The sequence below is a fragment of the Pseudomonas sp. 102515 genome (assembly GCF_031085165.1).
Taxonomy (GTDB): domain Bacteria; phylum Pseudomonadota; class Gammaproteobacteria; order Pseudomonadales; family Pseudomonadaceae; genus Chryseomonas.
On sequence record NZ_JAVHTY010000001.1, the window covers coordinates 1 to 20222 of the forward strand.

Consider the following 20222-nt stretch of genomic DNA (forward strand, 5'->3'; position numbering starts at 1 on the left):
CCTGATCCCTTCCCGAACTCAGAAGTGAAACGATGCATCGCCGATGGTAGTGTGGGGTTTCCCCATGTGAGAGTAGGTCATCGTCAAGCGCCTAACACCCAGCACCCCCGCTCAGTTCACTCTGGCGGGGGTGTTGTCTTTGGGGCGGGAAAAGTTTGGCCGAGGGCCAGGGCGCTTGGGCGAATAGCCAGATCAGCGGACGAAAGTAACTCACGTGCCCGGGGTTGCCCCCACCCTAGCCTCTGCCCGGGGAGGGGATTAAAGGCGGCATGGCGGAGGCTTGAGAGGTCAAGTGCTGCTTTGAGTCTGCAAGAGCAGAACAGCCAGAACAGCCCGGCTGCGCCGGGCTGTTGTGTTTGAGCTGAAGATGCGTAATCGCCCGTGAGGTTAAGGTCGTAGGTTGGCGCTGAGCGCAGTGAAGCCCACGATGGCGGCCCGCTGCAGGCATGATAGGCCTGGAAAAAATGGCCATCAGGGCAAGCTCCGATTACCTAGGCAGCCGTCGAGCGTGTACTGCTGATACAGCGGGTCGGCACAGCTACGCTGGCCGAGATCGCCCGCAGCAGGCTGCCAGAAAATCAGCAGAGCCACCGGTAACCTGACCGGGGATGATTCTGATCTGGTACATTTTCCCTAACCTTTTCGGTATACAATGCCCAATGGCCTAAGGCCGGTAGGCAAGGGGTGCGAAGCGTCGTACCCCTTTTTTCTTTGCATGACCAACCAAATTTCTGGCGTGGCCTAGGATCCTATCCCTTGAACGTTAGGATCCGCGGACAGGTGTTCAGGTGACGCAAGCGATGAAAGCGCAAGCGAAGGGGATTCGATTTTGATCAAGGTGCTAGTTGTCGACGACCATGATCTTGTTCGTACCGGCATCGTGCGGATGCTGGCGGATGTAACAGGAATCCAAGTCGTCGGCCAGGCAGACAGTGGCGAAAATGCACTGATGCTGGCCCGTGAACTCGAGCCGGATGTCGTCTTGATGGACGTGCGGATGCCCGGTATTGGTGGGCTGGAAGCCACGCGCAAGCTCCTGCGCAGTCGGCCTGACCTGAAGGTGGTTGTCGTCACGGCCTGTGAGGAAGATCCGTTCCCGACACGTCTGCTCCAGGCGGGCGCTGCAGGATATTTGACGAAGGGTGCTGACATCGAAGAGATGATCACCGCCATCAAGCAGGCCTTTGCCGGTCGGCGTTACATCAGTGCGCAGATCGCCCAGCAGCTTGCCTTGAAACCCTTCCAATCCAAGGCGGAAGCGTCACCCTTCGATCAGCTATCCGAGCGTGAGATTCAGATCGCGCTGATGATTGCGGGCTGCCAGAAAGTCCAGGTCATTTCCGACAAGCTTTGTTTGTCCCCCAAGACCGTCAACACCTATCGCTATCGGATCTTCGAGAAATTATCGATTACCAGTGATGTCGAACTGGCCATGTTGGCTGTTCGCCACGGCATGGTAGATGCAACGAGTTGATATGAGTCAATCTTTCGATGCTGCGGCCTTTTTATCCGGTTGCAGTGGACGTCCGGGTGTCTACCGGATGTTCGATGAGGGCGGCAAGCTCCTCTATGTAGGTAAAGCCAAGAACCTCAAGAACCGCCTTTCAAGTTACTTCAGGAAGACCGGCTTGGCGCCCAAGACGGCTTCCATGGTGTCCAAGATCGCTCAGATCGAGACCACCATCACCGGCAACGAGACCGAAGCGCTCCTGCTGGAACAAAACCTCATCAAGCAGTGGCGTCCGCCATACAACATCCTGTTGCGGGATGACAAGTCCTACCCTTATGTCTATCTCTCCACTGAGGATAAGTATCCCCGGCTGACCATTCATCGTGGTGAGAAGAGAGGGAAGGGGCGTTATTTCGGGCCCTATCCCAGTGCGGGTGCCATCCGTGAAAGTCTCAATCTGCTGCAGAAAGCCTTCCAGGTACGCCAGTGCGATGACAACTACTTCCGCAATCGCACGCGACCATGCCTGCAATACCAGATCAAGAGATGCAAAGGACCCTGTGTTGCGCTGGTGAGTGAACAGGAATATGGCGAGGACGTTCGCCACTCGGCCATGTTTCTCGAAGGCCGCAGCAATGCCCTGGCCGAAGAGCTGCAAGCCAAGATGGAGAGCGCCTCGGTCAATCTGCAGTTCGAGCGCGCCGCCGAACTGCGCGATCAGGTCGCCTTGGTCAGGCGTGTCCAGGACCAGCAAAGTATCGAAGGTGGTACCGGCGATGTCGACGTCATAGCGGCACTCGTCAATCCGGGCGGTGCCTGTGTCCACTTGGTCAGTGTGCGCGGTGGTCGAGTGCTGGGCAGCAAGAATTTCTTCCCGGAGGTGGGCATCGAGGAGGATTCCAGTGAGGTGCTGGCCGCCTTCCTGGAGCAGTACTATCTTGCCTACCTGGAGCGCGATCTGCCGGACGAGATCATCGTCAATTCCGTCCATGAGGACTTCGCTACCCTGATCGATGCCTTTGCCGAGGTCCACAAGCGTCAGTTGGTCATCGCCCACCGCGTCCGGGGTACCCGAGCACGCTGGCAGCAGCTGGCGGTTACCAATGCGGAGCAGGCGTTGAATACGCGCCTGGCCAATCGGCAGCATATGGGCGTGCGTTTCGACGCCCTGGTCCAGGCGCTGGATCTGCCCGAACCGCCGCAGCGGCTGGAGTGTTTCGATATCAGTCATTCCAGTGGCGAGGCGACCGTGGCGTCCTGCGTGGTGTTCGGACCTGAAGGACCGCTTAAGTCGGACTATCGTCGCTACAACATCGAGGGTGTAACCGCCGGCGATGACTATGCAGCCATGCATCAGGCCTTGACCCGCCGCTTCAGCCGGCTCAAGGCGGGCGAGGGTAAACTGCCTGACATTCTGCTGGTGGATGGCGGCAAGGGCCAGTTGGCGATGGCCCGTGAGGTGCTCAGGGAGCTAGCCGTACCGGATCTGGTCCTGCTGGGCGTCGCCAAGGGGGTTACCCGCAAGCCTGGCCTCGAGGTTCTCTATCTGGACGATCCTTCCAATGAATTCACCCTGCCGGCTCATTCGCCCGCGCTGCACCTCATCCAGCAGATCCGCGATGAAGCGCACCGTTTCGCGATCACCGGGCATCGCGCGCGTCGCGGCAAGGCGCGGAGGACCTCCTCCCTGGAAGAGGTCGCCGGCATTGGGCCCAAGCGCCGGCAGGAGCTCCTGAAGCACTTTGGTGGGCTCCGCGAATTGCAGCGCGCCAGCATCGAGGAAATTGCCAAAGCGCCCAGCATTAGCAAAAAGCTGGCCGAGCAGATTTATGCCGCCTTGCACAGCGAGTAGAATCACCTCACGTTCACCAACAGCCGCGCCAATGAATATTCCAAATCTGCTTACCGTACTGCGCGTCTTGCTCATTCCTCTGTTCGTCATCCTGTTCTACCTGCCGGTCCACTGGAGCTACTGGACCGCCAGCACCGTTTTCGCGATCGCCTGCGCGACCGACTGGCTGGATGGTTATCTGGCGCGGCGCCTGGGGCAGAGCACGCCCTTTGGTGCCTTTCTGGATCCGGTAGCGGACAAGCTCATCGTCGCCGTGGCCCTGGTGTTGCTGGTGCAGGAGCACGCCAACGCCTGGTTGACGCTGCCCGCCGTCATCATCGTCGGGCGCGAGATCGTCGTATCGGCGCTGCGGGAGTGGATGGCCGAACTGGGTGCCCGTGCCCAGGTCGCGGTCTCCAATCTGGGCAAGTGGAAGACGGCGGCGCAGATGCTGGCGCTGGTCATCCTGCTGGCCAATCCGCCGCAGATGACCTTCTGGGTCATTAGCGGCTATGCCTTGCTCATTGTCGCGGCGGCGCTGACGCTGTGGTCCATGTGCACCTACCTGATGGCGGCCTGGCCGCACCTGATGAGCGCCGAGAAAAAGAAATAAGTTTTTTGAATCAATGGCTTGACATGAAGGGTTGCTCAGATAGAATAGCGCCCGTCACCAAGCGGGAATAGCTCAGTTGGTAGAGCACGACCTTGCCAAGGTCGGGGTCGCGAGTTCGAGTCTCGTTTCCCGCTCCATGTTTAACATGAGTGTCGCAAGGCATTCAGGTTTGAGGCCGGGTGGCAGAGTGGTCATGCAGCGGATTGCAAATCCGTGTACGCCGGTTCGATTCCGACCTCGGCCTCCACTATTGAGAGCCCCGTAGATCACAGGTCTACGGGGCTTTTCATCATCCAGGGATGTGTGAATACTGGATCAGGTTCTACGAATCCGGTTGTCTGAGGGTTCGGTTCTGCCCGAGTGGTGAAACTGGTAGACACAAGGGACTTAAAATCCCTCGACTTAACCGTCGTGCCGGTTCGATTCCGGCCTCGGGCACCATCCAAATGAAAAGGCCACTCGTGTTTGAGTGGCCTTTTTCGTTTACGAGGGAATCGTCCAGTAGGGTGTTTCATCCGCATCGCGCTCGATGCGTGAGCGGCTGTCGAGGATGAAGGCTTCGAGCATGGCAGCGTCGAGCAATTCGGTGCGTGCGATGGGGCGATTGAGTACCGACTGACCGCTGCGGGAAAAGACCTCGACATCGTAGGCGCGCTGATCACGCGTGGAGATCACGCAGCGCAACGGCTCGAATCCGCCTTTGAGGGAGTTGAAGGCGCTGGCGAGTTCGACATAGAGGGTCATCCGGAAAAGCTTCCTGTTCAAAAGTGGCACTGTGACAGCATTGGCTGCTACAGGGTTTCACCTTTGCAGAAAAGTGCCGTCATATCGCGATGCTAGTCGCAAAATTCCGGCCCTGCTTTCGGATTTTCATTGCCAGCCTTGCAACCAGCATTCTGCATCCTGCAACTCGTGCCAGTCCAGCGTCTAGGTACGACGAGTGAGAACGGCTTGGAGATCTATCTGCGAGATGGGATTGGTCTCGACTTCCGGGGTATGGACCCGGGTGACGATGAAGTGCTTTTGCCGCTCGCGCGGCTGGACGGCCGTCCATTTGCTGAGCAGCAGCTTGTTCGGGTTGATCTGACGTTGCTTCATCCCTGCATGGCCTCCAGCAGCGGTGCGTTGCGATAGCGCTGCAACAAGGCTTCTAGGTTGCGATCGGGCATGGCGTGGGCCCTGAGCGCCGTGATGGTGCGCTCGACGTATTCCAAGGTGGTGCCGAAATGGCCGCAGGCCTCGGTCAGGACACGGTTGAGGATGTCGTCGGGCAGGCTGCCGGCGTAGCAGGGTAGGTTGCGTTTAAGCACGAAGCCGAGTGCCTGCACCTTGCTGCCGTCTTCCAGATGGCATTGCAGCCAGCGTGGGCGGTAGGACCCATCCGGCATCTCGCGCTTCCAGAGGGCCAGCAGGTGGTCGTCCAGCTGCTCCTCCGGCAGCTGGTAGGCAAAGCCCGAGCAGGAGCCGCCGCGATCCAGGCCCAGTACCAGGCCGGGTTGCTCGGGGGTGCCGCGATGCAGCTGGGACCAGAGATAGAGGCCGCGGTGGTAGCCGTGCACTCGCGCCCGGCGCACGGCGACGGCGGGGCACTCGGGGCGCCATATCAGCGAGCCGTAGGCGAACAGCCAGACCGGGCCGGGTTGGCGCTGGGCCAGGGTGGCTTCCAGGGAGGCCACGAGCTCGGGATGGGTGAGCGGCGTGGCGGGCGCGAGCTTAGGGGGATAGGAATCGTGGATGCTGGAAGAAATCTGTCTATGCATGTGCCGCCTGGTCCTCAACCGCTGGAGCTGCCAGGTTCAGGAACCCGGCCCTAAGATCCTAACGAAAGTGCGGGAAGAACTCCTAGACCGTTCGTGCCCATCTTTATGACGCCTGGTTAGGTCGCAGCGAGAAACATGCCAAGGTGGACGAGGAAAACGGCGGACGAAAAAAAGCCCGGCAGGTGCCGGGCTGCACAGGAGCGTGAGATCGATCAGGCGCTGGTGCGGATCAGGTGATCGAAGGCCGCCAAGGAGGCCTTGGCGCCTTCGCCCAGGGCGATGACGATCTGCTTGTAGGGCACGGTGGTGACATCGCCTGCGGCGAAGACGCCGGGCAGGGAGGTCTGGCAACGGGCGTCCACTTCGATCTCGCCGCGCGGCGACAGCTCGACGGTACCCTTGAGCCAATCGGTATTGGGCACCAGGCCGATCTGTACGAAGACGCCTTCCAGGTCGATGTGGTGGAATTCGCTGGAGTTGCGATCCTTGTAGACCAGGCCGTTGACCTTCTGGCCGTCACCCTTGACTTCGCTGGTGAGGGCGCTGGTGATGACGGTCACGTTGGGCAGGCTGAACAGCTTGCGCTGTAACACGGCGTCGGCGCGCAGCTGGCCGTCGTACTCGATCAGGGTGACCTGGGCGACGATGCCGGCGAGGTCGATGGCCGCCTCGACACCCGAGTTGCCGCCACCGATCACGGCGACGCGCTTGCCCTTGAAGAGGGGGCCATCGCAGTGTGGGCAGTAGGCCACGCCGCGGTTGCGGTATTCCCGCTCACCCGGGACGTTCATCTCGCGCCAGCGGGCGCCAGTGGCCAGGATCAGCGTCTTGGCCTTGAGCGAGCCGCCATCGGTGAAGCGTACTTCATGCAGGCCGCCGGCTTCGTGGGCCGGAATCAGCTGCTCGGCGCGCTGCAGGTTCATGATGTCGACTTCGTACTGCTTGACGTGCTCTTCGAGTGCCATGGCCAGCTTCGGCCCTTCGGTCTCCTTGATGGAGATGAAGTTCTCGATGGCCAGGGTGTCCAGCACCTGGCCGCCGAAACGCTCGGCGGCGACGCCGGTACGGATGCCCTTGCGTGCGGCATAGACCGCAGCGGCAGCGCCGGCCGGGCCACCCCCGATGACCAGGACGTCGAAGGCGTCCTTGGCGTTGAGCTTGTCGGCGGAGCGGGCGGCGGCGCCGGTGTCGAGCTTGGCGACGATCTCTTCCAGGCCCATGCGGCCCTGGCCGAAGGGTTCGCCGTTCAGGTAGACGCTGGGCACGGCCATGATCTGGCGGCGCTCGACTTCGTCCTGGAACAGGGCGCCGTCGACGGCCACGTGCTTGACCCGGGGATTGAGCACCGCCATGAGGTTCAGGGCCTGCACCACGTCCGGGCAGTTCTGGCAGGAGAGGGAGAAATAGGTTTCGAACTGGTAGTCGCCGTCGAGCGCCTTGACCTGCTCGATGACGTCCTGGCTGGCCTTGGATGGATGGCCGCCCACCTGCAGCAGGGCCAGCACCAGGGAGGTGAATTCGTGGCCCATGGGCAGACCGGCGAAGCGCAGGTCGATGTTCTGACCGGGGGTCAGCAGGGCGAAGGAGGGACGACGCGCATCGGTGCCGTCGGTGCTGAGGCTGACCTGATCGGACAGGCTGGCGATATCCTGCAGCAGGCTGTGCATTTCACGGGACTTCGCGCCATCGTCGAGGGACGCGACGATCTCGATGGGGCGCGTGACGCGTTCGAGGTAGGTCTTGAGCTGGGCTTTCAGATTGGCGTCCAACATGGCGACGTGGCTTCCGTAAAAAATGGGCAAAAAAAGAGCGCGCGGGCAAGGCGCCCGGGCGCTCGGGCTAGATCAGGCGGGTGTTAGATCTTGCCGACCAGGTCCAGCGAGGGGGTCAGGGTCGCTTCGCCTTCTTTCCACTTGGCGGGGCAGACTTCGCCCGGGTGGTTAGCGACGTACTGGGCAGCGCGGACCTTGCGCAGCAGTTCGCTGGCGTCACGGCCGATGCCGTTATCGTGGATTTCGCACAGCTTGATCTGACCTTCCGGGTTGATCAGGAAGGTGCCACGCAGGGCCAGGCCTTCCTCTTCGATCAGCACTTCGAAGTTGCGTGCCAGGCGCGCGGTGGGATCGCCTACCAGCGGGTAGTTGACCTTCTTGATGGCTTCCGAGGTGTCGTGCCAGGCCTTGTGAGCGAAGTGGGTGTCGCAGGACACACCGTAGATCTCCACGCCCAGCTTCTGGAACTCGGGGTACAGGTCAGCAAGGTCTTCCAGCTCGGTGGGGCACACGAAGGTGAAGTCGGCCGGGTAGAACACGATGGCGGACCACTTGCCCTTCAGATCGGCCTCGGTCACCTGGACGAATTTGCCGTTGTGGTAGGCGGTCGCGGTGAAAGGCTTCACTTCGGTGTTGATCAGGGACATTGATGACTCCTTGATGGGTTTAAGTCAGGGTTGAAATCGATAGGACGCATACTAATCGCATTTTGACGATTCACCTCATTGTTAAAGGCGATGCTGGCGATTAGGCGCCTCTATCGGATACTACAGGTTATGAGGGAAATCAGTACCTTAGCCAAACCTCAGGCAGCGCCCAGGGCCTTGACCGTGGCGGGATGCTGACCCCATTCGCTCCAGGAACCGTCATAGAGTCGGCCATCCGGGAAGCCGGCGACACTGAGGGCGAGCAGCAGCACCGTGGCGGTGACCCCACTGCCGCAGCTGGTGATCACCGGATGCAGGCCGTCGATGCCCAGGGCCTGGAAGCGTTGGCGCAGTTCCTGGGGTGGCAGCAGGGTACCGTCTTCGGCCAGCAGGCTGTCGTAGGGCAGGTTCTGGCTGCCGGGCATATGACCGGAGGCCACGCCCGGGCGCGGCTCGGCGATCTCGCCGGTGAAGCGCTTGGCGCCGCGCGCGTCGAGCACCTGGGTCTGGCCCACGCTGAGCGCGGTCTGCACATCGCCCAGGCCGCAGAGCAGGCGGTTGTTGAAGATGACGGGGTAGGGTGGCTGCGGGCTGGGCGGGTTTTCACCGGCCTCCAGCGGCAGGCCCTGTTCACGCCAGAGCGGCAGGCCGCCATCCAGCACCAGCACCTGGTCATGGCCGAACAGGCGGAACAGCCACCAGGCCCGGGCGGCGGAGAAAAGGCCTTTCTGGTCGTAGACGACCAGGGTCGTCTCCGGGGTGACGCCCAGTTCGCCAGCCAGGCGGGCGAAGCGTCCCGCGCTGGGGACCATGTGCGGCAGGGCGGTGTCCGGGTCGGAGAAGTGTTCGATGTCGAAGCGCAGGGCGCCGGGGATGTGCTGCTGCCGATAGGTCTCGTCGGCGATCTGGGGTTCGTTGGGCAGGTAGAGACTGGCATCGAGGATCAGCAGATCCGGACGGCCGAGTCGCTCCTGCAGCCAGGCAGCGGTGACCAGCGGGGAGGCGATCATGGGTGGCGCTCCTTGATGGGCAAAGGACGACAGCTTACCGCGCCTGGCGCGACGTGGGCTGTCAGGGATCGGCGGATACTTTATCCTCGTCAGCCTGGTAACTGGATAGATGACTTATGAGCGAACTTAACGGGCAATCCACGGGCGGCAACGACTGGCAACTCGGGCGCATCGTCGGTGAACTGCATGAGGCGCGCAGCCAATGGCGCGAGACCCATGGACGTTTCCGCGAGTTCAGCGGTCGCGAGTTGCCGTCGCGCAGCGTCATGGCCAGCGTGATCGAATCTCTCAGCGGTGCGCTCTTTCCGCTGCGTCTGGGACCTGATCAGCTGCGCCAGGAAAGCGAGGACTTCTATGTCGGTTTCGAGCTGGAGCGGGCGCTCAATGCCCTGGTGATCCAGGCGAAGCTGGAACTGGACTATTTCGCCAAGCAGCGTGGCGAGAACGGCGTCAATCGTGCCGACGAGGCCCGTCGGCTGGTGCAGGCCTTCGCCCTGGCGCTACCGGACCTGCGGCGCCTGCTGGACACCGATGTGATCGCCGCCTACCAGGGCGATCCCGCCGCGCGCAGCGTGGACGAGGTGCTGCTCTGCTACCCGGGCATCTACGCCATGATCCATCACCGCATCGCCCATCACTTCTATCGCAGCGGCCTGCCGTTGCTGGCGCGGATGGTCAGCGAGCGGGCGCACTCGGCGACCGGGATCGACATCCACCCGGGTGCCCAGATCGGCGAAGGCTTCTTCATCGACCATGGCACCGGTGTGGTGATCGGCGAGACCTGCATCATCGGCGACCGGGTGCGCATCTACCAGGCGGTGACCCTGGGCGCCAAGCGCTTCCCGGCCGATGCCCAGGGCAACCTCAAGAAGGGCCACCCGCGGCATCCGATCGTCGAAGACGATGTGGTGATCTATGCCGGAGCGACCATTCTCGGGCGCATTACCATCGGCCAGGGCTCGACCATTGGCGGCAACGTCTGGCTCACCCACGGCGTGCCGGCCAACAGCAACGTCAGTCAGGCCAGCCTGCAGGGTTGCGCCGGTCTGGCTCAGGAGTAGTCGGCGGCGCTGTCACGGACGAACTTGGCGAGAAAACGCCGGGTGCGTTCTTCGCGCGGCCGATTGAACAACTCGGCCGCCGGCCCCTGTTCGACGATGCGGCCGCCGTCCATGAACAGCACCCGGTGGGCGACGTCGCGGGCGAAGGCCATCTCGTGAGTGACGATGAGCAGGGTACGACCTTCCTGGGCCAGCCCGCGAATGGTCTCCAGCACCTCGCCGACCCGCTCGGGATCCAGGGCCGAGGTGGGTTCGTCGAAGAGGATGGCCTGGGGGCGCATGGCCAGTGCCCGGGCGATGGCGACCCGCTGCTGCTGGCCACCCGACAGCTGCCCTGGATAGGTATCGGCCTTGTCGGCCAGCCCGACCTTGGCCAGCAGCTCGCGACCGCGGGTACTGGCCGTGTCGCGCGCTTCACCCTGGACGACGATGGGCCCCTCGATCACGTTCTCCAGCGCGGTGCGATGAGGAAACAGATTGAAGTTCTGAAAGACGAAGCCCATGCGCTGGCGCAACTGGCGAATGGTGCCTTGCTGGGCCTTGAGCGGCCGGCTTGCCTCAATGCGCAGATCATCCAGGCGGATACTGCCGGCGTCCGGGGTCTCCAGCAGATTGAGGCAGCGCAGCAGGGTGGTCTTGCCCGAGCCGCTGGGGCCGATGATGGCGACCACCTCGCCCTGGGCCACCTGTAGGTCGATGGCCTGGAGCACAGTCTGCTGTTGAAAGGACTTGGACAGCCCTTGCACCTCGATCATGACTGACCTCGTTCGTTGATGTGGCGCCCGTAGTGCCGTTCCAGACGGTTCTGCAGGGTGGACAGCAGGCTGGCCAGGACCCAGTAGAGCAGCGCCGCGGCCAGGTAGAGGCTGAAGATCTCGAAGGTGCGGGCGGTGATCAGCTGCGCCTGGCGGAACAGCTCCGGTACCTGGATGGTGGCTGCCAGCGAGGTGTCCTTGACCAGCGAGATGAAGCTGTTGCCCAGCGGTGGCAGGGCGATGCGCAGCGCCTGGGGCAGGATGGCTCGCCTCAGGGTCTGCAGCGGCGTCATGCCGATGCTGGCGGCCGCCTCCCACTGACCACGGTCGATGGCACCGATGGCCGAGCGGATGATTTCCGCTGTGTAGGAGGCCATGTTCAGCGAAAAGCCGATCAGGGCGGCCGGCAGCGGATCGAGTTGCAGCCCGAGTTCGGGCAAGCCGTAGTAGATGACGAACAGCTGCACCAGCAGCGGCGTACCCCGGAAGAACGAGATGTACAGCCGCGCCAGGCTACGTAGCGGCAGACTCCGCGAGCGGCGCAGCAGGGCCAGGCCGAAGCCCAGCAACAGGCCGAAGAACATGCCGCCGAGGCTCAGAACCACGGTCCAGATCGCGCCCTTCAGCAGGAAGGGCAGCGAATCGAGCAGGAGCTGTAGCGTGTCGCTCATTGGGTGACGTCGGCCTTGAACCACTTCTCGGAGATCTTGGCCAGGGTGCCATCGGCGCGCAGCTTGGCGATGGCCTGGTCGACCGCGGCATGGAATTCCGGATCGCCCTTGCGCTCGGCGATGCCGGATTCCTGGCGGCTGAAGGGCTCACCGGCCAGGGCCAGGCGGTCCTTGGTCTTGGACAGCAATTCCAGGGCAGCCAGACGGTCGACTAGGATGGCGTCGATGCGGCCTACGCGCAGGTCCTGGTACTTGGTCGGATCGTCTTCGTAGGTGCGCACGTCTGCCTTGGGTACGTTCTGGCGCAGCCACTGCTCGTAGTTGGTACCCAGGCCGACGCCGACCTTCTTGCCGGCGAGGTCGGCGGCGGTCTTGATGCTGTCGACGTCATCCTTGCGCACCAGCGCCTGGATGCCGGAGACGGTGTAGGGGGTGGAGAAATCGTATTTCTTCTTGCGCTCCTCGCTGATGGTGACCTGGTTGATCACCACGTCCAGGCGACGGGATTCCAGCGCGGCCAGCAGGCCATCCCACTTGCCGGGCTGGATCTTGGCATCGACGCCCAGTTCCTTGGCCAGCGCCTTGGCGAAGTCCACTTCGAAACCGGTCAGCTGACCCTGCTCGTTCTGGAAGCTGAAGGGCGGATAGGTGCCTTCCAGGCCGACGACCAGCTCGCCGCGTTGCTTGACGGTCTGCAGGAGGTCTTCGGCCTGGGCGGTGGCCTGGTGGGCCAGGCCCAGGGCGAGCAGCAGGGCGGCGCTACGGAACAGACGCTGGGGGAGGGGTTTGCGCATGGAGGAGATCCTTGAGGTTATGAGGGTGCGCCACTATGAGGGTGTCCGTTCTGACATCCCTAGTCTGAAAACTGCTGACGTTATGCCATCGTCACACGAATTGACCAGCGTCTTCAGCTAGCCAATCGCCATAGGCGAAGGTGCCTGGGGCTCCGCCGGTGTGCAGGAATACCAGGGGACCAGGCGGGAGGGCCCCGTTGGCCACCAGATCCAGCAGGCCGGCCATGGCTTTGCCGGTGTAGACCGGGTCGAGCACCAGACCTTCCAACCGGCCCAGCCGGCGGATGGCCGCCAGGGTGCCGGGATTGGGTTCGCCATAGCGGGGGCCGAAATAGCCGTCACGCAGGTGCGGTGGATGCTGAGGTAGGGCAACGCCCAACAACTCGGCCAGCTGTTGCCGCAGCAGGGCGACCTTGGGCTGCTGTTCGGCCTGGGTGCGGGAGACGGTGACGCCGATCACCGGCAACTCTGGCCGCAGATGGTGGAAGGCCAGGTCCAGACCCGTCTGGGTACCGGCACTGCCGGACGCGAGGATGACGGCAGCAGGCTCGAGCTCCAGTTCGTGCAGCTGAGCGTCGAGCTCCAGGCCGGCGCGGACATAGCCGAGGGCGCCGAGGGCGCTGGAGCCGCCGATGGGGATCACCCAGGGTTTGCGCCCTTGCTGGCGCAGCCGCTCGGCTTCGGCTTCCAGCTGGCTGACTGGATCATCGAGCGCCGCGACGGCTCTGATCTCGGCGCCGAAGAGTTCGAGCAGGAGACGATTGCCGCCGTGCAGATAGCCGGGAGCCGTGGTGGCGATGGGATTTTCCAGCAGGGCGACGCAGGCCAACCCCTGTTGCGCAGCGACAGCGGCGGTCTGGCGGACGTGATTGGACTGGATGGCGCCGGCGGTCACCAGGGTGTCGGCGCCGGCGGCCAGCGCGGCGGCGACCAGGTACTCCAGCTTGCGCACCTTGTTGCCGCCCAGGGCCAGGCTGGTGGTGTCGTCGCGCTTGCAGTGGACCGGTCGGCCCAGTTCTGCCGACAGCCGCGACAGGGCCTCCAGCGGGGTCGCCGAGGATTGCAGCGTCAGGCGCGGAAAGCGGGCGAGGGCGGTGGCGAGCATGGCGGAACCCGGGGCAGTGAAGGGAGCCTCACTCTAGGGCCAAGCCGCGCCTGGCAGCAATCCTGCGCTCAGGCGAGGTCCGGGCGCCGCGCCCAGGCCTGGGGTACCAGGGAGCGCAGCAGCACGCCGTATAGCGGGACGAAGAGTACTAGGCTGACCGTCAGCTTGACGCCGTAGTCGACCAAGGCGATCTCCGGCCAGTGGCTGGCCATGAAGGGATTGTCGCTGCGCCAGAAGGCGATGGAAAAGAACGCCAGGGTATCCAGGGCGTTGCCGAACAGGGTCGAGACCGTGGGCGCCAGCCACCAGTGGCGCGAGCGCCGCAGGCGGTCGAACACCTGGATGTCGAGCAGTTGACCGAGCACATAGGCGCAGAAGCTCGCCAGGGAGATGCGCAGGACGAAGACATTGAGGGCGGCCAGCGCCGTCCAGCCCTGGAAGCTGCCGTCCTGGAAGAGCACGGAAACCCCATAGGAGACCACCAGGGCCGGAAGCATCACCCGGGCGATGACCTGACGCGCCGCCGCCTTGCCCATCACCCGCACGGTGAGATCGGTGGCCAGGAAGATGAAGGGGAAGCTGAAGGCGCCCCAGGTGGTGTGCCAGCCGAACAGCTGCAGCGGCAACTGCACCAGGTAGTTGCTGGCGATGATGATGAGGATGTGGAAAGCGACGAGCGCGGCCACGAGGGCACGCTGCGGGGTGGCAAGCAACGCAGACATGGACAGTCCTTTTTTGGTTACCTGGGGTGAGGGAACCCAGGGCGCTGAGGCGGGGCGACATTCTACGGATACGCGGGGCGTCTGGCGAGGGGGCGGCGGTCGGGACTGGATCGACAGCCTCATCGGACCGATGGGCAGACCGGGCAGCCTCCTGCTAACTTGTACGACTTCCGCACCGACAGAGAGCTTCCTGATGCACTTTCGATCGCTGGGTCGTACCGATCTCAAGGTTAGCGCCATCGCGCTGGGCACCATGACCTGGGGTGAGCAGAACACCGAGGCCGAGGCCTTCGAGCAGCTGCGCGCCGCCAAGGCCGCCGGGGTCAACTTCATCGACACGGCGGAGATGTATCCGGTGCCGCCGCGCGCCGAGACCTACACCCGTACCGAGACCATCATCGGCAACTACTTCCGCCAGCATGGCGATCGCGCCGACTGGGTACTGGCCAGCAAGGCGGCCGGTCCGGGGCGCGACATGGACTATATCCGCAATGGCGGGCTGGCCTTTACCAGGGCCAATCTCACCGCGGCGCTGGAGGCCAGTCTCAAGCGGCTCGACACCGACTACCTGGATCTCTACCAACTGCACTGGCCGGATCGCCGCACCAATTACTTCGGTCAGCTGGGCTACGTGCACAGCGAGGCAGCCTTCACGCCGCTGGAAGAGACCCTCGAGGCGCTCGACGGCCTGGTCCGTGCGGGCAAGGTCCGCCATGTAGGGCTGTCCAACGAAACGCCCTGGGGCGTGCAGCAATTCCTGCACCTCAGCGAGACCCGTGGCTGGCCGCGGGTGGTCTCGATCCAGAATCCCTACAACCTGCTCAATCGCAGCTTCGAGGTAGGTCTGGCCGAGCAGGCCATCCGCGAGCGGGTGGGCTTGCTGGCCTACTCGCCGCTGGCCTTCGGCATGCTGGCGGGCAAGTACCTGCACGGTGCTCGTCCGGAGGGCGCGCGGCTGACGCTGTTCGAACGTTTCCAGCGCTACAGCAATCCGCAGACGCAGCGGGCCGCCCAGGCCTATGTCGAACTGGCCCGGGAGCGCGGCCTGGATCCGGCACAGATGGCCCTGGCCTTCGTCACCAGTCGGCCGTTCGTGACCAGCAACATCATCGGCGCCACCTCGCTTGCACAGCTGGAAAGCAACCTGGCGAGCAGCGAACTGGTGCTGGACCAGGAAACCCTGGCCGCCATCGAAGCCATCCACGTCGACCAGCCCAATCCGGCGCCCTGATCATCTGGTATCCGGCGCCCGGTACAGCGGCTGTACCGGGCGCTTTTTTTGCGCCTGGCAAAAGGGGGCTGTGACCAACAGGGCAGGGCTGCACGGCCTGCTGTCCGCGACGCCTATTAAAACCTTGGCCGCGAGGGCTTAGAGTCGGTCGGGCCTTCCACGCCTGCAGGTGTCCGTCATGACGGCATACGAAATCGTACTCCTAGGTGACCAGGATGCTTCCATCGTTGCCCACCAGGCCATACCCCGGGCCCTGGCACTCACAGCCCGGGCCCTGGGCGTCAGGTTGCGATCACGCTGGCTGTCGACCGTGGCGGCCGATAGCGGCCTTGTCGACTGCGACGGCCTCTGGTGCGTGCCCGGGAGTCCCTATCGCAATCGAGAGGGAGTGCTGGCGAGCATTCGCACAGCCCGCGAACAGCGGATCCCCTTTCTCGGTACCTGTGGTGGTCTGCAGTACGCCCTGCTGGAGTACGCTCATGCCGTGCTGGGATGGACGGACGCGGCCCACGCCGAGGAAGATCCGCTGACGTCGCGGGCGCTGCTGGCGCCCCTGAGCTGTGCCCGCATCGAGTATCACAATGAGCTCCGTCTGGAGCCCGGTTCTCGCCTGGTAAGGGGAGAGGACAGCCTGCGGGCGCAAGCCGCCTATCACTGTCGCTTCGGCGTGAATCCCGAGTACCTGCCGGACTTGCTCGCCGCCGGCTGGCGAGTACTGGCCTGGGACGAAGAAGGGTTGCCCGTGGCCTTCGAGCTGGAAACCCAACCCTGTCATTTCGGTACCCTCTACCAGCCGGAACGCGAGGCTCTGACCGGGCAGGTTCCCACCGCGGTACGGGCCTGGCTGGAGGCCGTGGTCGCCGCGCGGAGCCAGCGTCCATGAGCCGGCCGGACCTGCCGCCCGATTGCGTGGTGATCGCCTTCATCTCGCAGCGCGCGGACGAGGATCCCGATTACGAGCGGATGGCCGTACGCATGCTGGAGCTGGCGCAGGCACAACCGGGCTTTCTGGGGGTTGAGTCGGTACGCGGCGCCGATGGCCTGGGCATCACGCTGTCCTACTGGGTCGACCAGGCGTCCGTGACGGCCTGGGGCGCCCATCCGGAGCATCGCGAGGCGCAACGGCTGGGCCATGAACGCTGGTATCGCTGGCATGACACCCGGGTCCTGCGGCTGCTGTCGTCGCGGTCCGGGGCTGGCGTCATTCCAGGCGGATCGCGCCCAGGGCCGGGGTGACGCGAATCCAGCCGATGCGGCCGTCTTCGCCGATCAGCATGACCTTCTTCCAGGGGCGAAAGGGGGCGCTGTCCAGGACCAGGATGCGATCACCCGGCTCGAGCATGACGATCAGTTGGCGGTTGGCGACCAGGCTGCGCTCCGGCATGGCGGGATACTGCATCAGCGGAATCTGGCCACCGCGGATCTGCCAGGTCTCGCCACTGGCGGCGTTGATGAAGGTCGGCAACCGCGTCACCAGGATGGCCAGCGCGAAGAACCCGATCAGCAGCAGGACGAGCCGCTGCGTCACGGTGCGGACGGCAACGATATCGGGTGACAGCTTGCCAAGCGAGGTCATGGGAATGGCTCTGGGCGGCGGACGGTAGGGGCTCGATGCTACCGTCGTGCGGCCAACTGACATCATTCGCATGAAGGAAAGGTCAACGGCTGCTCATTCGCCAGTGCCAGACTGTGAACGGCCGCAAAAGCGGCCGGCTAGAGGGGTGGATTCAGGGCGCCAGCTGACGGGTGACTTCCACGGCCTTGTCGAAGGACGGATAGCCACTCCTGGCCACGGCCAGCTCGCCATAGGCGCTCTTGTAGGTCTGCGCCTGGATCGGATCCGCTTCCGGAACCAGGAAGGGGTCGGTGTACAGGCGATAGAGCAGGGCATAGGCCAGCGGATAGTGACGGTCGGCAGCGGCGTTCAACAAGTCCAGAACATCGTCGGTCTGCGGGCCCTGCTTGATGGCGATCACCGCGCGATAGAATTCCACCTCGCCATCGGCACTGGTCCCGCCGTTACGCAGGAGCAGGGCGTCGGCGAGCTTGAGCTGTTCCTCGCTGCCACCCAATACCAGGAGTTTGGCCTGCAACAGGTCGTTCTGGCGTAGCAGGGTGGTCTGTTCCGCGCTGAGCGGCCGCGTTTCCGCTGCCTCGTGGTGACCGCCCAGGGAGCAGCCGGCAAGGGAAACACACAGCAACGGGAGCATCCATTTCTTCATGTCGAGATCTATCCGCGGAGTCGTGACGCTGGTTGCAAACTTTGGACGATAGCAGTTCTTTGCGGCTTTGCGCAGAACCGGAAGCCAATCCTGGAGTCGTATCCGCACGTCCACTGAGCGCCCATGCCTGGCTATTTCCAGCATCGCGCGCTTCGGGCATTGTATGCGACAAGCGGCTGGATAGACCGCCGTTCGTTTTGCCTTCACGTACAGATCAAAGGACTCCCATGATCACCAAATGTCTGTTTCCGGCAGCCGGCTATGGCACTCGTTTTCTCCCCGCGACCAAGGCCATGCCCAAGGAAATGCTGCCCATCGTGAACAAGCCTCTGGTGCAGTACGCCGTGGAGGAAGCTCTGGAGGCGGGCCTGCATCAGATCGGGATCGTCACCGGCCGTGGCAAGCGTTCGCTGGAAGACCATTTCGACATCAGCTACGAGCTGGAAAGCCAGATCAAGAACACCGACAAGGAAAAGTACCTGGTCGGCATTCGCAAGCTGATCGACAACTGCACCTTCTCCTACACCCGCCAGGTGGAAATGAAGGGCCTGGGCCACGCCATCCTGACCGGCCGCCCGCTGATCGGTGACGAGCCCTTCGCCGTGGTACTGGCGGACGACCTCTGCCTGAACCTGGACGGCGACAGCGTCCTCAAGCAGATGGTCAAGCTGTACAACCAGTTCCGCTGCTCGATCGTGGCCATCCAGGAAGTCCCGGCCAACGAGACCAACAAGTACGGTGTGATCGCCGGCGAGATGATCCGTGACGACATCTACCGCGTGAACAACATGGTCGAGAAGCCCAAGCCGGAAGATGCCCCTTCCAACCTGGCGATCATCGGCCGCTACATCCTGACCCCGGACATCTTCGACCTGATCGAGCAGACCGAGCCGGGCAAGGGTGGCGAGATCCAGATCACCGACGCCCTGATGAAGCAGGCCCAGGACGGTTGCGTACTGGCCTACAAATTCAAGGGTCAGCGTTTCGACTGCGGCAGCGCGGAAGGCTTCGTCGAAGCCACCAACTTCTGCTTCGAGAACCTGTACAAGGCGCTGTAAGACGCCCTGTGCACTGGACCAGGCCACCTGCGGGTGGCCTTGTCGTTTCTGGCGGTTGGCCGTCCGCGCCGCTGCCCGGGGTGGCCTTGCGTTATGCTGGCGCCAGCAGCTGCAGAGAGAGAGCTCCATGACGACCTATGATTTCGACCTCTTCGTGATAGGCGCCGGTTCGGGCGGAGTGCGCGCGGCGCGTTTCGCCGCCGACTTCGGGGCCCGGGTGGCGGTCGCGGAAAGCCGCTACCTCGGCGGCACCTGCGTCAACGTGGGCTGCATGCCCAAGAAATACTTCATCTACGGCGCCTCCTTTCGTGACGAATTCCGCCAGGCCCGGGGCTATGGCTGGGACGCCGAGGTCCCGGCCTTCGACTGGAATACCCTGGTCGCCAGCAAGGACCACGAGATCCGCCGGCTGAACGGCATCTACCGGGCCTTGCTGGTCAACAGCGGGGTGACCCTGCTGGAAGCCCACGCCCGTATCCTCGATCCCCATACCGTCGAGGTGGAAGGCCAGCGCTATCGCTGCGAACGCATCCTCATCGCCACCGGTGGCTGGCCGGACGTGCCGGACTTCCCCGGGCGCGAGCATGCCATCACCTCCAACGAGGCCTTCTACCTGCCGGAGCTGCCCAAGCGGGTGGTGGTCGTGGGTGGCGGCTACATCGCCGTGGAATTCGCCTCGATCTTCCAGGGCCTGGGTGCCCGCACCACCCTGCTGTATCGCCGCGAGCTGTTCCTGCGCGGCTTCGACCAGGGCGTGCGCGAGCACCTGCGCGACGAAATGCTCAAGCGTGGCCATGACCTGCAATTCAATGCGGACGTGGCGCGGATCGACAAGGCCGCCGATGGCAGCCTGCAGGTGACGCTCAAGGATGACCGGGTGCTGGAAGTCGATTGCGTCTTCTATGCCACCGGCCGCCGGCCGATGCTGGATGAGCTGGGCCTGGAAAACACCGGGGTCGCCCTGGATGCGCGGGGCTTCATCGAAGTCGGCGAGACCTTCCAGACCGCCGAGCCGTCGATCTACGCCATCGGCGACGTCATCGGCCGCGTGCAATTGACCCCGGTGGCGCTGGCCGAGGGCATGACCCTGGCGCGGCACCTGTTCAGTCCGGACAGCTATCGCCCGTTGAACTACGACCTGATCGCCAGTGCGGTCTTCAGCCTGCCCAACCTGGCCAGCATCGGCCTGAGCGAGGAAGAGGCGCGCGCGCGTGGCCATCGGCTGAAGATCTTCCAGAGCAGCTTCCGGCCGACCAAGCTCAGCCTGACCGATGTCCAGGAACGCACCCTGATGAAGCTGGTGGTGGATGCCGACAGCGACCAGGTGCTGGGCTGCCACATGGTGGGACCGGATGCCGGCGAGCAGATCCAATGCCTGGCCATTGCCCTCAAGGCGGGAGCGACCAAGGCCTGCTTCGACGACACCCTGGGCATTCATCCCACTGCCGCGGAAGAGTGGGTCACCATGCGCAAGCCGGTTCGCGAGGACGAGGCGCGCTGATCGGGCGCCTCGCCACCGC

Annotated in this window: 22 protein-coding genes, 3 tRNA genes and 1 rRNA gene; 13 read left to right on the forward strand and 13 right to left on the reverse strand. The window is 63.7% G+C overall.

Annotated features, from left to right (window positions below; translation table 11 throughout):
* From rrf to RCF34_RS00035, 7 genes are all read left to right on the forward strand, one after another.
* A 5S ribosomal RNA gene (rrf, locus tag RCF34_RS00005) occupies window positions 1-89 on the forward strand; the annotation flags it as partial.
* 740 nt (window positions 90-829) lie between these two features.
* Window positions 830-1474 (forward strand): UvrY/SirA/GacA family response regulator transcription factor, encoded by a 645-nt coding sequence (uvrY, locus tag RCF34_RS00010; RefSeq protein ID WP_158895839.1) that lies wholly within the window; start codon window positions 830-832, stop codon window positions 1472-1474.
* Window position 1475: 1 nt separating this feature from the next.
* Window positions 1476-3302 (forward strand): excinuclease ABC subunit UvrC, encoded by a 1827-nt coding sequence (gene uvrC / locus RCF34_RS00015; RefSeq protein ID WP_308706306.1) that lies wholly within the window; start codon window positions 1476-1478, stop codon window positions 3300-3302.
* Window positions 3303-3333: 31 nt separating this feature from the next.
* Entirely contained in the window at window positions 3334-3894 is a 561-nt protein-coding gene (pgsA, locus tag RCF34_RS00020) for a CDP-diacylglycerol--glycerol-3-phosphate 3-phosphatidyltransferase (protein WP_308706307.1), read from the forward strand.
* A gap of 61 nt (window positions 3895-3955) precedes the next feature.
* Window positions 3956-4031, forward strand: a tRNA-Gly gene (locus RCF34_RS00025).
* A gap of 36 nt (window positions 4032-4067) precedes the next feature.
* A tRNA-Cys gene (locus RCF34_RS00030) sits at window positions 4068-4141 on the forward strand.
* Window positions 4142-4248: 107 nt separating this feature from the next.
* Window positions 4249-4335: transfer RNA gene (locus RCF34_RS00035), tRNA-Leu, on the forward strand.
* 42 nt (window positions 4336-4377) lie between these two features.
* Here RCF34_RS00035 and RCF34_RS00040 read toward each other — a convergent pair.
* From RCF34_RS00040 to sseA, 6 genes are all read right to left on the reverse strand, one after another.
* Window positions 4378-4638: a hypothetical protein gene (locus tag RCF34_RS00040; RefSeq protein WP_308706308.1), complete on the reverse strand. Its 261-nt coding sequence runs from the start codon at window positions 4636-4638 to the stop codon at window positions 4378-4380.
* 183 nt (window positions 4639-4821) lie between these two features.
* A complete protein-coding gene (locus RCF34_RS00045) occupies window positions 4822-4992 on the reverse strand; it encodes a TIGR02450 family Trp-rich protein (protein WP_308706309.1) in 171 nt (56 codons plus the stop codon).
* Complete coding sequence (locus RCF34_RS00050) at window positions 4989-5654, reverse strand: gamma-glutamylcyclotransferase (RefSeq protein WP_308706310.1); 666 nt, start codon at window positions 5652-5654, stop codon at window positions 4989-4991. Before RCF34_RS00050 ends, RCF34_RS00045 begins: the two co-directional genes overlap by 4 nt.
* Window positions 5655-5866: 212 nt before the next feature.
* On the reverse strand, window positions 5867-7426 hold the full coding sequence (gene ahpF, locus RCF34_RS00055) for an alkyl hydroperoxide reductase subunit F (protein ID WP_042134377.1): 1560 nt from the start codon (window positions 7424-7426) through the stop codon (window positions 5867-5869).
* Window positions 7427-7509: 83 nt separating this feature from the next.
* Complete coding sequence (gene ahpC, locus RCF34_RS00060) at window positions 7510-8073, reverse strand: alkyl hydroperoxide reductase subunit C (RefSeq protein ID WP_007161854.1); 564 nt, start codon at window positions 8071-8073, stop codon at window positions 7510-7512.
* A 158-nt stretch (window positions 8074-8231) separates the two neighbouring features.
* Window positions 8232-9083, reverse strand: a complete 852-nt coding sequence (gene sseA, locus RCF34_RS00065) for a 3-mercaptopyruvate sulfurtransferase (protein WP_308706311.1) — start codon at window positions 9081-9083, stop codon at window positions 8232-8234.
* Between the two features lie 116 nt (window positions 9084-9199).
* Between sseA and epsC the strand changes: the two genes are divergently transcribed.
* Entirely contained in the window at window positions 9200-10144 is a 945-nt protein-coding gene (gene epsC / locus RCF34_RS00070) for a serine O-acetyltransferase EpsC (protein ID WP_308706312.1), read from the forward strand.
* Here the strand turns inward: epsC and tcyN are convergent.
* From tcyN to RCF34_RS00095, 5 genes are all read right to left on the reverse strand, one after another.
* Window positions 10135-10899 (reverse strand): L-cystine ABC transporter ATP-binding protein TcyN, encoded by a 765-nt coding sequence (gene tcyN, locus RCF34_RS00075; RefSeq protein ID WP_308706313.1) that lies wholly within the window; start codon window positions 10897-10899, stop codon window positions 10135-10137. The two genes, epsC and tcyN, sit on opposite strands and share 10 nt — an antisense overlap.
* Complete coding sequence (gene tcyL, locus RCF34_RS00080) at window positions 10896-11570, reverse strand: cystine ABC transporter permease (protein WP_308706314.1); 675 nt, start codon at window positions 11568-11570, stop codon at window positions 10896-10898. Before tcyL ends, tcyN begins: the two co-directional genes overlap by 4 nt.
* A complete protein-coding gene (gene tcyJ, locus RCF34_RS00085; RefSeq protein ID WP_308706315.1) occupies window positions 11567-12364 on the reverse strand; it encodes a cystine ABC transporter substrate-binding protein in 798 nt (265 codons plus the stop codon). The genes tcyL and tcyJ overlap by 4 nt, the downstream gene beginning before the upstream one ends.
* 91 nt (window positions 12365-12455) lie before the next feature.
* Complete coding sequence (locus RCF34_RS00090) at window positions 12456-13469, reverse strand: D-cysteine desulfhydrase (RefSeq protein WP_308706316.1); 1014 nt, start codon at window positions 13467-13469, stop codon at window positions 12456-12458.
* A gap of 68 nt (window positions 13470-13537) precedes the next feature.
* Window positions 13538-14191 carry a 7-cyano-7-deazaguanine/7-aminomethyl-7-deazaguanine transporter gene (locus RCF34_RS00095; protein ID WP_308706317.1) on the reverse strand — a complete coding sequence of 218 codons (654 nt, stop codon included), beginning with the start codon at window positions 14189-14191 and terminating at the stop codon, window positions 13538-13540.
* A gap of 193 nt (window positions 14192-14384) precedes the next feature.
* Between RCF34_RS00095 and RCF34_RS00100 the strand changes: the two genes are divergently transcribed.
* The 3 genes from RCF34_RS00100 (at window position 14385) to RCF34_RS00110 (ending at window position 16658) form a co-directional block, all read left to right on the forward strand.
* Window positions 14385-15422, forward strand: coding sequence for an NADP(H)-dependent aldo-keto reductase (locus RCF34_RS00100; RefSeq protein ID WP_308706318.1), 1038 nt, complete (start codon window positions 14385-14387; stop codon window positions 15420-15422).
* A gap of 178 nt (window positions 15423-15600) precedes the next feature.
* Window positions 15601-16305 carry a hypothetical protein gene (locus tag RCF34_RS00105; protein WP_308706319.1) on the forward strand — a complete coding sequence of 235 codons (705 nt, stop codon included), beginning with the start codon at window positions 15601-15603 and terminating at the stop codon, window positions 16303-16305.
* Window positions 16302-16658 carry an antibiotic biosynthesis monooxygenase gene (locus tag RCF34_RS00110; RefSeq protein ID WP_308706320.1) on the forward strand — a complete coding sequence of 119 codons (357 nt, stop codon included), beginning with the start codon at window positions 16302-16304 and terminating at the stop codon, window positions 16656-16658. Before RCF34_RS00105 ends, RCF34_RS00110 begins: the two co-directional genes overlap by 4 nt.
* On the opposite strand, the gene RCF34_RS00115 is transcribed toward RCF34_RS00110, so the two are convergent.
* Together RCF34_RS00115 and RCF34_RS00120 are read right to left on the reverse strand one after the other, a co-directional pair.
* Window positions 16624-16998, reverse strand: a complete 375-nt coding sequence (locus tag RCF34_RS00115; protein ID WP_308706321.1) for a hypothetical protein — start codon at window positions 16996-16998, stop codon at window positions 16624-16626. The genes RCF34_RS00110 and RCF34_RS00115 overlap by 35 nt on opposite strands.
* A 151-nt stretch (window positions 16999-17149) precedes the next feature.
* A complete protein-coding gene (locus RCF34_RS00120) occupies window positions 17150-17632 on the reverse strand; it encodes a hypothetical protein (RefSeq protein ID WP_308706322.1) in 483 nt (160 codons plus the stop codon).
* Window positions 17633-17871: 239 nt separating this feature from the next.
* On the opposite strand from RCF34_RS00120, the gene galU reads away from it, so the two are divergent.
* Window positions 17872-18702: a UTP--glucose-1-phosphate uridylyltransferase GalU gene (gene galU / locus RCF34_RS00125; protein WP_059314756.1), complete on the forward strand. Its 831-nt coding sequence runs from the start codon at window positions 17872-17874 to the stop codon at window positions 18700-18702.
* Window positions 18703-18829: 127 nt separating this feature from the next.
* Entirely contained in the window at window positions 18830-20203 is a 1374-nt protein-coding gene (gene gorA, locus RCF34_RS00130) for a glutathione-disulfide reductase (RefSeq protein WP_308706323.1), read from the forward strand.
* The last annotated feature ends 19 nt before the right edge of the window (window positions 20204-20222 follow it).